This is a genomic window from Pseudomonas sp. G34 (genome assembly GCF_031119625.1).
Lineage (GTDB): Bacteria > Pseudomonadota > Gammaproteobacteria > Pseudomonadales > Pseudomonadaceae > Aquipseudomonas.
Map to the genome: position 1 here is coordinate 64,980 of NZ_JAVHZV010000007.1, position 13,985 is coordinate 78,964.

Genomic DNA, 13,985 nt, shown 5'->3' on the forward strand with positions numbered 1-13,985 from the left:
CATCCGGTCGCGGAAGGTAAGGGGCGCCGATGGTGCCTGCGCAGGCAAGGCCGGTGCAAGCCCGTGGCGTGTCAGGAGATGTCCCGTTCGCCGCGGATCAGGCGCCTGCTCAGGGCCAGGCGCAGGCGGGCAGGCAGGCGGCCGAGCAGGCCGAGGACGGCGATGAACGAACCGGGAAAGGAGATCTCCAGCGGGCGTTGCTCCAGCCGCTTGGCGATATGCCGGGCGGCCTTGTGCGCCGACCAGCGCGTCGGCGGGCAGAAGCCAGTGCTCTGTACCTGCGCCGTGTCGATGAAGCCCGGCGTGACCGCGGTGACGGCGATGCCTTCCTGGGCAAGATCCACCCGCAGCGATTCCAGCAGGTAGCGCAGCGCGGCCTTGGACGCGCCGAAAGCACCGGCGCCGGGCAGTGGCAGGTAGGTGACCGCGCTGGCGACGCCGACCAGGTGCGGCGACTGGCCACGACGTAGCAGCGGCAAGGCCGCGACGATGCAGTGGCTGGCCGAGAACAGGTTGCCGCGCATCACCCGGGCCAGGGCGTCGGCCTCGAAGTTGCTGGCGTCGACATGCTCGTACACTCCGGCGTTGAGTATTGCGCAGTCCAGCGCGCCCCACTGTTGGGCGAGCTGCGCGGCGATGGCGTCGACTTCGCTGGCCTCGCCGAGGTCGCCCGGCAGCACCAGCACCTGGCCGGGGAAGCGCTCGGCGAGGGCCTGCAGGGGTTCCTCGCGGCGGGCGCTAAGCGCCAGGCGATGGCCGTCGTTCAGCAAACGCTCGGCCAGGGCATGGCCGATGCCGCTGCTGGCGCCGGTCAGCCAGATGCGCCTGCTGAACGCGCTCATGCCGATGGGCTGGCCGAGGGCAGGTTCTTGAAGGCGTCCAGCGCGCGCTGGCGGCTGGCCCGCAGGTCGACGATCGGTTTGGGGTAATCCATGCCGCCGCCGAACAGGCTGGCCTGGCCCTTGCCGCCGGCGTGCGGGTCATGGATGGCCTTGTCGCTGAGCGCGGCCAGCTCGGGCAGCCATTGGCGAATGAAACGGCCGTCCGGGTCGAAGCGCTGGGACTGGCTGATCGGGTTGAAAATGCGAAAGTAGGGCACCGAGTCGGTGCCGGTCGAGGCGCTCCACTGCCAGCCGCCGTTGTTGGCGGCCAGGTCGCCGTCGATCAGCTGGCGCATGAAGAAACGTTCGCCTTCCCGCCAGTCGATCAGCAGGTTCTTGGTCAGGTACATCGCCACCACCATGCGCAGGCGGTTGTGCATCCAGCCGGTTTCCAGCAGTTGGCGCATGGCCGCGTCGATGATCGGCACGCCGGTGCGGCCTTGCTGCCAGGCCTGCAGGTCCTTGCCGGCGCTGCGCCAGGGCAGCGCTTCGGTTTCCGGGCGGAAGGCACGGCCCATGGATACACGCGGGTAGCCGACCAGAATATGGCTATAGAACTCGCGCCAGATCAGCTCGTTGATCCAGGTGACCGCACCCTGGCTGCCGCTTTCGAACTCACCGGCATTGGCGTTCAGCGCCGCATGCAGGCACTGGCGCGGCGACAGCACGCCGGCCGCCAGGTAGGCCGACAGCTGGCTGGTGCCCGGGCGGATGGGGAAGTCGCGGTTGTCGTGATAATCCTCGAGCCACTCATCGGCAAAGCGCTGCAGGCGTTCGCGGGCCGCCTCTTCGCCGGCGGGCCAGGCGTCGCGCAGGGCCTGGCTGGGCGTGTCGAAACCGGCCACCCGCTCGGGAATCGGGTCGCTGGCGATCTTCAGCTTGGCTTGCGCCTTGGGCAGCGCCACCCGTTTCGGCAGGGCGGTGTGCAGGCGCTGATAGCAGACGCCGCGGAACTGGCTGTAGACCTTGAAGTAGGTGCCGGTGCGGGTCAGCACGCTGCCTGGCTTGAACAGCAGGCGGTCGAGATGGCGGTGAAAACTCACCCCCAGCTCGTCCAGCGCCGCACCCACGGCCTGGTCGCGGCGGCTTTCGTTGACCCCGTATTCCTCGTTCACCTGCACGGCTGTGGCGCCCAGTTCCTGGGCCAGCTTGCCGAGTACGTCTGGCGCCGCGCTCCAGTCATCCGCTTCGCGGATCAGCAGCGGCACGTTGAGGCGTTGCAGCTCGCGGCCCAGCGCGGCGAGGTTGCGCAGCCAGAAGTCCACCTTGCAGGGTGCATCATCGTGCTGCTGCCACTGGCCGGGGCTGAGCAGGAACACCGCGACCGTCGGCCCGGCCTGCATGGCCGCGGCAAGGGCGCTGTTGTCGGTGACGCGCAGATCGGTTCGAAACCACATCAGTTGCAGCATGGGACGTCCTATTCGAGCAGATGGCGATCTGCGAGGTGTTGCAACGCCGCCAGCGGGTCGGCAACGACGGTGATATCCGCCGAGGCGGGGGCGCGGGCGACCAGTTGCTCGGCCTCCTGCAGGTCTTCGATACCGATCAGCAGGCAGGGCACGCCGTGGTCGCCCAGCCACTGCTGCAGCGTCGACTGGGCGCTGGTGTTGGAGTCGGCCTCGCAGAACAGCAGCAGGGCGCGTGGGCGCCGGCGGCTAATGGCCAGGGGCAGTTCGCTGATCGGCATCGGCCCGTCGAAGGCGTCCACCGGGCAGCCGGCGGTGCCGATCAGCCAGGCGCACAACCACAACTGCGGCGACATCGGCGACTGGCACAGGTTGATCAGCATCAGCGGCGGGCCCTGGTGCTGGCGGTTGTCGTGATAGACCCGCGCGCCGAGCTTGCTGCGCAGCCAGCTGTGCAGGAACAGCCGTTCGGTGGCCGCTCCCGGCCGTTGTGGCCAGCGCGCTTCGAGGGTCACCAGCAGTGGCAGCAGCAGGTGCTGGCAGAGGATCTGCACCGGGTACAGCGCCAGTTCGGCGTTGAAGCGCTCGTCCAGTTGCCGCTCGTCCAGGGCATGGATGGCCTCACACAGGCGCTCGCGTTTTTCCTGCCACTGGGAGGCTTGCTCGGCGGGCAGCGGCTGGTCGGCGCGCAGCAGGCTTTTCACCTGGCCGACGGAGACGCCGCGGTTCAGCCAGCCGAGTACGGTGTGGATGGTCTGCACCTGCTCGGGCGAATACAGGCGGTGCCCCTTGGCGGTGCGATGCGGCACGATCAGGCCGTAGCGGCGTTCCCAGGCACGCAGGGTGACCGGGTTGACGCCGGTGAGGCGGGCGGCGTCGCGAATCGGCAGATAGCCGTTGGCAACCAGCTCCTGCGCGGTGCTGGCGCCCGGCTCGTTGGCGGTTGGCCGGCTCATAGCGCGTTTCGCAGGCTGAGGTTTTCCGGATGCGGCTGCAGGTAGACCTGCTGGGCGATGTAGCGATCAGGGTGCTGGCGGAAATGATGCTTGAGCAGGGTCAGCGGCACCACCAGGGGAATGATGCCTTCACGGTACTGGCTGATCAGTTGCTGCATTTCCTGCTTTTCCTCGGCGCTCAGGGCGCCCTTGAGGTAGCCGCTCAGGTGCTGCAGCACGTTGCTGTGGGTGCCGCGGGTGGCGCAGCGCTTGAGGGCGGTCATCAGCTCGGCGATGTAGTGGCTGGCCAGCTCGTCCAGATCCTGCCCGGACAGGTCGCCGAGCAGCCGGCCCAGGCGCTTGTAGCGCAGCGGGTCGGTGGCCATCAGCAGGTACTTGTGACGGGCGTGGAATTCGATCAGCTTGCCGCGGGTGAGGCCCGATTCGCACAGTGTCTGCCACTGCGAATAGGTGAATACCCGGGTCAGGAAGTTCTCGCGCAGCACCGGGTCATTGAGCCGGCCTTCTTCCTCGATGGGCAGGTTCGGATGACGCTCGCTGAGCACGCGGGTGAAGATACCGCGGCCCTTGGGCTCGCTCGGGTGGCCGTTATCCTGGTAGACCTTGACCCGCTCCAGGCCGCAGGACGGCGATTGCTGCATGACGATGTAGCCACTGATCGCTGGCAGCTCTGCCGCGACCTGCTCGCCATAGGCCGCCAGGGCGTCGGTGTGATCCTGATCGGGGTGCACGGTGCCGACGGCACGCGGCGCTACGGGGTCGCCGACCAGGCGAATGGGTTCGCGCGGAGTGCCCAGGCCGATGGCCACCTCGGGGCAGTAGGGCAGGAAGTCGAAGTATTCGCTCAACTGATCCAGGCACAGCCTCGATGCCTTGTGCCCACCGTTGTAGCGAACTTCGGCCCCCAACAGGCAGGCGCTGACGCCAAGCGTGGGTTTTCTGCGATAGAGCGGGCTGACGGGCATGGCACACCTTCAAAAATGACCTTGTACAAGGATTTATTTCTGTACAGGGTTATTTCATCTTAAGCCTGATCTTGTACAAGTCAAATTTCGTGTACAGGGCTCTACCATAGAGCCGATCGCTGCCGCCGGGTTCAGCGCCATCCCATCAGCCACTGCTCGGCATCCTGCAGCTCGCGCCAGTCGAGGCGCCAAGCGCGTTTGCTGAACACTGCCTGCAGCTCGATTTGCAGCACGTTGCCGTCCTCGTCGCAGAACAGCTCGGTGACCAGGAAGTGCTTCTCGCGGTTCTGTGGCCGGGCTGCCGTCCATTTCGACAGCAGCAGCTTGCGTGGGGTCAGGCGATGCCGTTCGGCGTTCATTGGTTATGGGCGATCAGTTTGCGGGCGGCCTCCTGGCCGCTCAGCCAGGCACCTTCCACGCGCCCGGACAGGCACCAGTCGCCGCACACGTAAAGGCCCAGGTCGGCGTCGGCCAGCGCGCCCAGCTGATGGGCAGCGGACGGGCGCGCATACAGCCAGCGATGGGCCAGGCTGAACACCGGCGCGGGCACGGCGCAGCCGATCATCTCGGCGAAGGCGCCATGCAGGCGTTCGATCACCTGCTCCTTGGACAGATCCAGGTGCTGGCGACTCCAGCTGCTGCTGGCGTGCAGCACCCAGGTGTCGGGAGCGGCATCACGGCCGGGCTTGCTGCGGTTGCGCGCGGTCCAGTCGAGTACCTCGTCCTGCACGAAGCAGCCCTCTACCGGTGTTTGCAACGGCTGCGCAAAGGCCAGTGCCACTGCCCAGGTTGGCTCCATGCTGACGCCTGCCACGGTGCCGGCCAGTTTCGGCGCAGTGGCCAGCAGTGCGCTGGCCTGGGGGGCGGGCGTGGCAATCACCACCTGGCTGAACGGGCCGTGGCTTTCACCGTCGGCGTCGAGCAGGTGCCAATGCTGTTCGCCGCGGAATACCTCGGTGATGCGGCAGGAAAATTTCACCGGCAGGGCACCGAGCATGGCCCGGGTGATGGCGCTCATGCGTGGCGTGCCAACCCAGCGCACCTGCTCGTCGGCGGATGGGCTGAGCACGCCATTGGCGAACTGATAGAGGCTGGGCGTCCAGGGTTCGACCCAGCCGCGTGCCTGCCACTGGGCCACGGCGGCGGCGAAGCGGCGATCACGGGCGGTGAAATACTGGGCGCCAAGATCCAGGGCGCCGGCGTCGCTGCGCTTGCTGGCCATGCGGCCGCCGCTGCCGCGACTCTTGTCGAACAATTGCACGGGGTAGCCGGCGGCGTGGAGCGCCTCGGCGGCGGACAGGCCGGCGATGCCGGTGCCGATGATGGCGATGGGGGCTGTATCGGTCATGGTTACCTCACCTGCTGTCGAGTCGCCGTGACTGCCTGTCGTCGACTCGCTGGGCCTCAGGCTACGCCTCGAACATCGCGCATACAATGTACAGTCCATGCATGGGCGCCGGCAGTATCTGCAGCCAGGGCATCTATTCTTCAGAATAGGTGCGCCCGGCAATAGTTTCCCCTGTTTCTGTCGGTTGCAGCCCGGGCGCGGATTGTTCTTGAGCAAGGTTGCACAAGGCGTGTCGAACCCTGAGACCAGAATAACGAGGAGTCTGCCATGCATATCCTGATCACCGGCGGTACTGGCCTGATTGGCCGCGCGCTCTGTCACCAGTGGCTCGAGCAGGGCCATCAACTGACCGTCTGGAGCCGGCGCCCCGAGCAGGTGCCGGTGCTCTGCGGCACCGCCGTGCGTGGCGTCGGGCGCCTCGAGGAGATTGGCGACGCGCCGCTCGATGCGGTGGTCAACCTGGCTGGCGCACCGATTGCCGACCGCCCGTGGAGCAGGGCACGCAAGCAGCTGTTGTGGGAGAGCCGCATCGGCCTGACCGAACGCTTGCTCGCGTGGCTGCAGGCCCGCGAGCAGAAACCGGCGCTATTGTTGTCCGGTTCGGCGGTGGGCTGGTACGGCGACAGTGGCGAGCACATCGTCGATGAGCAGGCGCCGTCCGGTGCGGACTTCGCGGCGCAGCTGTGCGTGGCCTGGGAAGATACCGCGCAGCAGGCCGAAGCCATGGGCATTCGCGTGGTCCTGGTGCGTACCGGTCTGGTGCTGGCCAAGGAGGGTGGTCTTCTCAAGCGCATGGTGACGCCATTTCGCTTCGGCCTGGGCGGGCGCATCGGCAATGGACGCCAATGGATGCCGTGGATTCATATCGCCGATCAAATCGCCCTGATTGATTTTCTCTTGCGGCACGAGCAGGCGCGCGGTCCTTATAATGCCTGCGCGCCGCACCCGGTGCGCAATGCCGAATTCGCCAGCGAGCTTGGCCATGCCGTGCACCGGCCGGCCATCGTGCCATTGCCAGGCTTCGCCTTGCGTGCCGGGCTGGGTGAGATGTCGTTACTGCTGCTGGGTGGCCAGCATGCGTTACCGGCCAGGGCACAGGAGGCGGGCTTCGAGTTTCGCTTCACCCGCCTGGACGTGGCGCTGGTCGACCTGTTGAGCCTTCACTAATACGTGTGCGCGGTCCGCTGGATCCGACCGCGACACCTTCAAGGGATATTGCATGACCGATCACGCCTTACTGCTGGTCAACCTCGGCTCGCCGGCGTCCACCGAAGTCGCCGATGTGCGCAGTTATCTCAATCAGTTTCTCATGGACCCCTACGTGGTCGACCTGCCCTGGCCACTGCGCCGCTTGCTGGTGTCGCTGATCCTGATCCGCCGCCCGGCGCAATCGGCCCACGCCTATGCCTCGATCTGGTGGCCGGAAGGCTCGCCCTTGGTGGTGCTCAGCAAGCGCCTGCAGGAGGCGATGAAGAGCCAGTGGACGCAAGGGCCGGTGGAGCTGGCCATGCGCTACGGCGAGCCGTCCCTGGATACCGTGCTGGCCCGCCTGGCCGGGCAGGGCATCACCCAGGTCACCCTGGCGCCGCTGTACCCGCAGTTCGCCGACAGCACCACCACCACGGTGATCGAAGAAGCCAAGCGGGTGGTGCGCGAGCGCAAGCTGCCGATACGCTTTTCGATTCTGCCGCCGTTCTTCCAGGATCCCGATTACCTAGAGGCCCTGGCCGACAGCGCGCGGCCGTACCTGGAAAAGGATTTCGATCACCTGCTGCTGAGCTTCCACGGCTTGCCGGAGCGCCACCTGCGCAAGCTCGACCCGAGCAATCATTGCCTGCGCGGGCCGGATTGCTGCCGCACGGCGTCGCCGCAGGTGCTCGCCACCTGCTACCGCGCCCAGTGCATGCGCAGCGCCGAAGCCTTTGCCACGCGCATGGGCCTGCGACCGGAACAGTGGTCGGTGTCGTTCCAGTCGCGCCTCGGCAAGGACAAGTGGATCGAGCCGTACACCGAGGCGCGCCTCGACGAGCTGGCCGCCCAGGGTGTGAAAAAACTGCTGGTGATGTGCCCGGCCTTCGTCGCCGACTGCATCGAAACGCTGGAGGAAATCGGCGACCGCGGCCGCGAGCAGTTTCAGGCGGCAGGCGGTGAAAGCCTGGAGCTGGTGCCGTGCCTGAACGACCACCCGAGCTGGGTGGCAGCGCTCAAGCGGCTGTGCGAGCGAGCGCCACAGAGCGTGTAAAAAAAGATGCCCGGCTAGTGCCGGGCATTTTTTCTTTGCTTCTCAGAACCGGTTCACGATCTTTTTAGGCGTCCCCGCCCGCTCCCACAGATACTGCCCCAATGGCCGCTGCCGGTACTTCGCAGTCAAAGCGCTGAAGCCGAGCGGAAAGATCATCAACAGGTTCTCAGATGTCTGGCGCCTCGTCAGCACGCTTCTTCTTCCAGCCGTCATTACCCGGCAGGATCAGGTTCAGGGCAATGGCGACGATGGCGCACAGGGCGATGCCCTTGAGGCCGAAATCGTCCGGGCCGTCGCCGGTGCCGATCAGCACACCACCGATACCGAACACCAGGGTCACCGAGACGATCACCAGGTTGCGCGCTTCGCTGAGGTCGACGCTGTGGCGGATCAGGGTGTTCATGCCCACCGCGGCAATGGAACCGAACAGCAGGCACAGAATGCCGCCCATCACCGGCACTGGAATGCTCTGCAGGATGGCGCCGAACTTGCCGATGAAGGCCAGGGTGATGGCGAAGATCGCCGCCCAGGTCATGATCTTCGGGTTGTAGGCCTTGGTCAGCATCACCGCGCCAGTCACTTCGGCGTAGGTGGTGTTGGGTGGGCCGCCGAACAGACCCGCTGCCGAGGTGGCCACGCCATCGCCGAGCAGGGTGCGATGCAGGCCCGGGGTCTTCAGGTAGTTCTTGCCGGTCACGCTGCCCACGGCGATCACCCCGCCGATGTGTTCGATGGCCGGGGCCAGGGCAACCGGCACGATGAACAGGATCGCCTGCCAGTTGAAGGCCGGCGCGGTGAAGGCCGGCACGGCCAGCCAAGGGGCGGTGGCCACATGGCTGAGGTCGAGGGCGCCGAAGTAGATCGACAGGGCGAAGCCCACCAGGATGCCGGAGATGATCGGCACCAGGCGAAAGATGCCACGCCCGAACACGGCGACGATCAGGGTGGTCAGCAGGGTCGGCATGGAGATCCACATCGCCGTGCTGTAAGGCAGCAGCACGCTGCCGTCACCGGCCTTGCCCATGGCCATGTTGGCGGCGATCGGCGCCATGGCCAGGCCGATGGAAATGATCACCGGGCCGATCACCACCGGCGGCAGCAGGCGGTCGATGAAGCCGGTGCCCTTGATCTTCACGGCCAGGCCGAGAAAGGTGTAGACGAACCCGGCCGCGACCACGCCGCCCATGGTTTCGGCCAGGCCGAACTGGCCCTTGGCAAGGATGATCGGGGTGATGAAGGCGAAGCTCGAAGCCAGGAACACCGGCACCTGACGACCGGTAACGATCTGGAACAGGAGGGTCCCCAGGCCCGCGGTGAACAGCGCCACGTTGGGGTCCAGGCCGGTGATCAACGGCATCAGCACCAGCGCGCCAAAGGCCACGAAGAGCATCTGCGCGCCGGACAGCACCTGCCGCCACAACGGATCGTTGAATTCGTCGCGCATCAATCAGGCGTCCTTCTGCTTGGTGCCGAAGATCTTGTCACCGGCATCACCGAGGCCCGGGATGATGTAGCCGTGTTCGTTGAGGCACTGGTCGATGGACGCGGTGTAGATCTGCACGTCAGGGTGCGCCTCGTTCACGGCCTTGATGCCTTCCGGGGCGGCGACCAGTACCATGGCGCGGATTTCCTTGCAGCCGGCCTTTTTCAGCAGGTCGATGGTGGCGACCATGGAGCTGCCGGTGGCAAGCATCGGGTCGATGATCATCGCCAGGCGCTCGTTGATTTCCGGCACCAGTTTTTCCAGGTAGGTGTGCGCCTGCAGGGTTTCTTCGTTGCGCGCCACGCCGACCGCGCTGACCTTGGCGCCCGGAATCAGGCTGAGCACGCCGTCGAGCATGCCGATGCCGGCACGCAGGATCGGCACCACGGTAATCTTCTTGCCGGAGATCTTCTCGACCTGCACGGGGCCGGCCCAACCTTCGATTTCGTAGCTTTCCAGACGCAGGTCCTTGGTCGCCTCATAAGTGAGCAGGGCGCCCACTTCCTGGGCCAGCTCGCGGAAGTTCTTGGTACTGATATCCGCGCGGCGCATAAGGCCGATCTTGTGGCGAATCAGCGGGTGGCGGATCTCGAGGACGGGCATTGCGGGGTCTCCGGCAAAAATGGGCAAAAAACACGCTAGATTAAAGCATTGCGTTGCAGAGCGGGCGCTGTGGAGGTGGAACTTTTTACGATCAGCGCGCAAGGGCCATGCCATTTGTCGAACATCCGGGGTGATGCTTGCGCCGCGCAGGCCGGGTGCGTAACTTTGCCGCCTTTTTCTGACCCGGTGATCAGCGCCTGCGCCGGGGCCATCCATGCGGTGCCAGCTGCGCCCGCCTACGAGGACACGATATGTCTGCCGATCTTGCCCACATCCGCCAGGTAATGGCCGAAGCCGACTGCCTGTACAGCGAAGCCGACGTGGAGGCCGCCATCAGCCGCGTCGCCGCGGCCATCAATGCCGACCTGGCCGAGCGCAACCCGGTGGTGTTCTGCGTGATGAATGGCGGGCTGATCTTCTCCGGCAAGCTGCTGACCCAGCTCGACTTCCCGCTGGAAGCCTCCTACCTGCACGCCAGCCGCTACCGCAACCAGACCAGCGGCGGTGAGCTGTTCTGGAAGGCCAAGCCGGAGGTGTCGTTCATCGACCGCGATGTGCTGATCATCGATGACATTCTCGACGAGGGGCACACCCTGGGCGCGATCATCGACTTCTGTCACCACGCCGGTGCCGCCAACGTGCACACCGCCGTGCTGATCGACAAGGATCACGACCGCAAGGCCCGCCCGGATCTGAAAGCCGACTACGTGGGCCTGCCGTGCATCGATCGCTATATCTTCGGTTACGGCATGGACTACAAGGGCTACTGGCGCAACGCGCCGGGCATCTACGCGGTCAAGGGGCTCTAAGAATCTGTTCACGATCTTTATGTGCATGAAGCGGCAGCTACAAGGCAGAAGCGGACGTTCCCAGCGTAGGGTGGACAACGCTCTTTTTGTCCACCATTGCGCTCGCAGAGCGGTGGACGGATGAAGCGTCGTCCACCCTACGAAAGGCCGCTATCGCCACTTTGCAGGCAAAGCGCTTAAGTCGAGCCGAAAGATCGTGAACGGCTTCCAAGCCCTGTGGCTGGTCGGCGCGCGGCTCAGGGGTCGCTGGGCCAGCCTTCACAGATCGCCCGTGCCTGGGCTAGATCACGGGCGTAGCTCAGGCGCCCGTGGGTCCTCTGCAGGCCGGCGCGGCGCAGCTTCAGGCGCAATGACGGCGAGGCGCCGCTGACGATCAGGGCAATGCCGTGCTTGCGGTACTCCAGCACGATGCTGTGCAGCGCCGCGAGCGCCGTCATGTCGAGCATCGGCACGGCGCTGACGTCGAGAATCACCACCCGAATATGTGGATCGAGGCGGCGCAGGGCGCCGAGGGTGCGCTCCGCTGCGCCAAAGAACAGCGGGCCGCGAATGGCCAAGGCCAGGGTGTGTTCCGGCAGATCGCTCAGCGCCTGATGGCTGTGCCGCGGCAGGCTGCGGGCATCGGTCAGCTCGCTCATGCGCTTGATGAACAGCCCGGCGGCCAGCAGCAGGCCGACGCCCACCGCCAGCACCATGTCGAACAGCACCGTGAGCAGCAGGCAGGTCAGCAGCACCAGCACGTCGCTGCGCGGCGCGATGCGCAGGGTGTGGGCCACATGGTGAGCTTCGCTCATGTTCCACGCCACCATCAGCAACAGGGCGGCCAGCGCGGCCATCGGCAGGTAGCTGAACAGCGGCGCCAGGAACAGGATGGCCGCCAATACCACGCCGGCATGGATGATCGCCGCCAACGGCGAGCGCGCACCGGCTCTGACGTTGGCGGCGCTGCGGGCGATGGCGGCAGTCGCGGTGATGCCGCCAAACAGCGGCGCGACCAGGTTGCCGATGCCCTGACCGAGCAGTTCGGCGTTGGGGTCGTGCTTGCTGCCGGTCATGCCATCGGCGACCACCGCGCAGAGCAGTGACTCGATGGCGCCGAGCATGGCGATGGCAAAGGCGGGAGCCAGCAACTGGCGGATCAGCTCGAACGACAGCAGCAGCGGCTGGCCATCGGCGCCCGGCAGTTGCCAGGGCCAGGCGAAGGTTGGCAGGAAAGGCGGAATGCCTGGGTAGCTGATGCCATCGACGCTGTAACTGAAACGCTCTCCGAGGGTCGCCACCGGCAAGCCGCCTCGTTCCAGCGCCAGGCCCAGCAACGCACCGACCGTCAGCGCCACCAGGTGCCCGGGCACCCGCGGCACCAGCCGCGGCCACAGCAGCAACACACCAAGGCAGACCAGGGCCACCAGGCTGTCACCGATCTGGATGCCGGGTAACGCCTGCCAGAGCATCTGGATCTGCTGCACGTAGTGGCTTGGCTGCCCGGCCAGTTGCAGGCCGAGCAGATCCTTGAGCTGCAGGGTGGCGATGACGATGCCGATGCCAGCGGTGAAGCCCAGGGTGACCGGGTAGGGCACGAATTCGATCAGCCGCCCGGCCTTGAGCAGGCCCAGGGCGATCAGGATCAGCCCGGCCATCACCGTACACAACAGCAGGCCGCCGATGCCGAATTGCTGGGTGATCGGCAGCAGGATCACCACGAAGGCGGCGGTGGGGCCGGAGATGTTGAAGCGCGAACCGCCACACAGGGCGATCAGCGGGGCGGCGACCAGCACCGTGTAAAGGCCGTGTTGCGGCGCCACGCCGACGGCGATCGCCAACGCCATGGCCAGGGGAATGGCGATGATGCCCACCGTGAGGCCGGCGGCCAGGTCGCCACGCAGGCTGGCCCAGGAGTAGCCACTACGCAGGCTCTGGCGGCACGCGGCGAACAGGGTGGGCATGGTGGCGCTTCCTGAAGGAGTGTCGCCAGTATAGAGCGGCGCCGGGTGCGTGGGTGTTGACTTATGTCGCCTGGTGACAGGGGCGCGGTGGTGCTAGAAAGACCGGCTGCAGTCGCTAATCGCGCCTTGCGTTGAGCGACTGCAGCGCCGGCGTTACACTGCCGGCCCCGTGTATTCTGGTTGGCTGGAGTGAGCGATGCGTAAAGACAAGAAGCAGGTGATTGGCGACGACATCAGTGATGAGCAGATCAAGCTGTTTCTCGCCGTGGAACCGGCCGACGCCACGCCGCCCTCGCTGCACAAGCTGGTCAAGGCTTACCGTGGCCTGCGCGATCACGACTTCGAGCGTTTCCTGGGCTTCTTCGTCGAGGCCGGCTATGACCTCGACGCCAAGGACGCCGACGGCAACGACTTCATCGCCCTGATCGAGGATCAGCGCAATGCCGAGGCCTACATCGCGGCAGTCAAAGCTGCCCGCGGTTAAGAGCCTGTCCACGAGCTTTTAGGTGACGCGAAAGAGGCTGCTACAAGGCAAAGGCGGACGTTCCCAGCGTAGGGTGGACAACGCTCTTTTTGTCCACCATTGCGCTCGCAGAGCGGTGGACGGATGAAGCGCCGTCCACCCTACGAAAGGCCGCTTGCGCTATTTAGCTGCCAAAATCGACGAACCTGGGCTCGAAGACGTTGAGCCGGTTCCAGGAGCTATGCGGCGGCGACATCCTGTCGTCGCCTATCTGATCAGGACAGCAAGCTAGTCGCCGCGCTTGCTGTCGATCCGCTCCAGGCGATTGCCCACGAAGCGCAGGAAGTAGTTCATGCCGTTGCGCGGGCCGTAATTCCATTCCTCGATCTGCACCTCATGGGTGAAGCCGTAGCTATCGGTCTGCTCCTTGTAACCGACGAAGGCGCGGTTGTTCGGCTCGCCGCACTTGGCCTGGACCTCGGCGGTGGTGTCGCCGGTGCTGGCGATTGCTCGGTCGCAACGCCAGGTCGCGGCATTGGCGGTGCCGGCGAGCAGCATGAGCAGGGCGCAGGGGATCAGTGTCTTGATCATGGTCATTGCGGGCGTTTGCGCTCGATGCGCGTCAGCCGATTGCCCTCGAAGGTCAGGATGGTGAACATGCCGTTGCTGGGCTCGTAGGCCCATTCCTCGATGTTCGTTTCACGCCGGTTGTAGGGGCCGACGGTGTAGCCGACCGGGTCGCGGAACGCCGGTTCGCCGCACTTCTGCATCACCTCGAAGGTGCGATCGCCCAGGTTCACCAGCTTGCTGCCGCAGCGCAGGGTGTCGGCGTGGCTCAGCAGCGGGCTGGCGCACAGTATCAGCAGCAGACTCAGTCGTTTCATGT

15 protein-coding genes are annotated in these 13,985 nt (G+C 65.8%); 4 read left to right on the forward strand and 11 right to left on the reverse strand.

Translation table 11 applies throughout. The annotated features are described in order from the left end of the window. Nucleotides 1-71 precede the first annotated feature (71 nt). From QYS36_RS03990 to QYS36_RS04015, 6 genes are all read right to left on the reverse strand, one after another. Nucleotides 72-842 carry an SDR family NAD(P)-dependent oxidoreductase gene (locus QYS36_RS03990; protein WP_308838265.1) on the reverse strand — a complete coding sequence of 257 codons (771 nt, stop codon included), beginning with the start codon at nt 840-842 and terminating at the stop codon, nt 72-74. Further along, nucleotides 839-2,287 carry a deoxyribodipyrimidine photo-lyase gene (gene phrB / locus QYS36_RS03995; RefSeq protein WP_308838515.1) on the reverse strand — a complete coding sequence of 483 codons (1,449 nt, stop codon included), beginning with the start codon at nt 2,285-2,287 and terminating at the stop codon, nt 839-841. Before phrB ends, QYS36_RS03990 begins: the two co-directional genes overlap by 4 nt. A gap of 11 nt (nt 2,288-2,298) precedes the next feature. Beyond that, nucleotides 2,299-3,243, reverse strand: coding sequence for a MerR family transcriptional regulator (locus QYS36_RS04000; RefSeq protein ID WP_308838266.1), 945 nt, complete (start codon nt 3,241-3,243; stop codon nt 2,299-2,301). Beyond that, the gene (locus tag QYS36_RS04005) at nt 3,240-4,208 is read right to left on the reverse strand and encodes a DUF523 and DUF1722 domain-containing protein (protein ID WP_308838267.1); all 969 of its coding nucleotides are present in this window, start codon (nt 4,206-4,208) and stop codon (nt 3,240-3,242) included. Before QYS36_RS04005 ends, QYS36_RS04000 begins: the two co-directional genes overlap by 4 nt. Nucleotides 4,209-4,339: 131 nt before the next feature. Next, nucleotides 4,340-4,567, reverse strand: a complete 228-nt coding sequence (locus QYS36_RS04010; protein ID WP_308838268.1) for a TIGR02450 family Trp-rich protein — start codon at nt 4,565-4,567, stop codon at nt 4,340-4,342. Then, a complete protein-coding gene (locus tag QYS36_RS04015) occupies nt 4,564-5,556 on the reverse strand; it encodes an NAD(P)/FAD-dependent oxidoreductase (protein ID WP_308838269.1) in 993 nt (330 codons plus the stop codon). Before QYS36_RS04015 ends, QYS36_RS04010 begins: the two co-directional genes overlap by 4 nt. A gap of 267 nt (nt 5,557-5,823) precedes the next feature. Between QYS36_RS04015 and QYS36_RS04020 the strand changes: the two genes are divergently transcribed. Then, nucleotides 5,824-6,723 carry a TIGR01777 family oxidoreductase gene (locus QYS36_RS04020; RefSeq protein ID WP_308838270.1) on the forward strand — a complete coding sequence of 300 codons (900 nt, stop codon included), beginning with the start codon at nt 5,824-5,826 and terminating at the stop codon, nt 6,721-6,723. Between the two features lie 52 nt (nt 6,724-6,775). After that, entirely contained in the window at nt 6,776-7,798 is a 1,023-nt protein-coding gene (gene hemH, locus QYS36_RS04025; protein WP_308838271.1) for a ferrochelatase, read from the forward strand. A gap of 166 nt (nt 7,799-7,964) precedes the next feature. On the opposite strand, the gene QYS36_RS04030 is transcribed toward hemH, so the two are convergent. Both QYS36_RS04030 and upp read right to left on the reverse strand, forming a co-directional pair. Continuing rightward, complete coding sequence (locus QYS36_RS04030) at nt 7,965-9,242, reverse strand: uracil-xanthine permease family protein (RefSeq protein WP_308838272.1); 1,278 nt, start codon at nt 9,240-9,242, stop codon at nt 7,965-7,967. 3 nt (nt 9,243-9,245) lie between these two features. Then, nucleotides 9,246-9,884: a uracil phosphoribosyltransferase gene (gene upp / locus QYS36_RS04035; RefSeq protein ID WP_075931804.1), complete on the reverse strand. Its 639-nt coding sequence runs from the start codon at nt 9,882-9,884 to the stop codon at nt 9,246-9,248. A 251-nt stretch (nt 9,885-10,135) separates the two neighbouring features. Here upp and QYS36_RS04040 point away from each other — a divergent pair, with 251 nt between their 5' ends. Beyond that, nucleotides 10,136-10,693, forward strand: coding sequence for a hypoxanthine-guanine phosphoribosyltransferase (locus QYS36_RS04040; protein WP_308838273.1), 558 nt, complete (start codon nt 10,136-10,138; stop codon nt 10,691-10,693). Between the two features lie 236 nt (nt 10,694-10,929). On the opposite strand, the gene dauA is transcribed toward QYS36_RS04040, so the two are convergent. Beyond that, nucleotides 10,930-12,636: a C4-dicarboxylic acid transporter DauA gene (gene dauA / locus QYS36_RS04045; RefSeq protein ID WP_308838274.1), complete on the reverse strand. Its 1,707-nt coding sequence runs from the start codon at nt 12,634-12,636 to the stop codon at nt 10,930-10,932. A 196-nt stretch (nt 12,637-12,832) separates the two neighbouring features. On the opposite strand from dauA, the gene QYS36_RS04050 reads away from it, so the two are divergent. Next, nucleotides 12,833-13,120 (forward strand): PA4642 family protein, encoded by a 288-nt coding sequence (locus QYS36_RS04050; protein WP_308838275.1) that lies wholly within the window; start codon nt 12,833-12,835, stop codon nt 13,118-13,120. Nucleotides 13,121-13,387: 267 nt separating this feature from the next. Here the strand turns inward: QYS36_RS04050 and QYS36_RS04055 are convergent, their stop codons facing one another. Next, nucleotides 13,388-13,690, reverse strand: coding sequence for a DUF2845 domain-containing protein (locus tag QYS36_RS04055; protein ID WP_308838276.1), 303 nt, complete (start codon nt 13,688-13,690; stop codon nt 13,388-13,390). A gap of 2 nt (nt 13,691-13,692) precedes the next feature. Then, entirely contained in the window at nt 13,693-13,983 is a 291-nt protein-coding gene (locus QYS36_RS04060) for a DUF2845 domain-containing protein (protein WP_308838277.1), read from the reverse strand. Nucleotides 13,984-13,985: the final 2 nt, after the last annotated feature.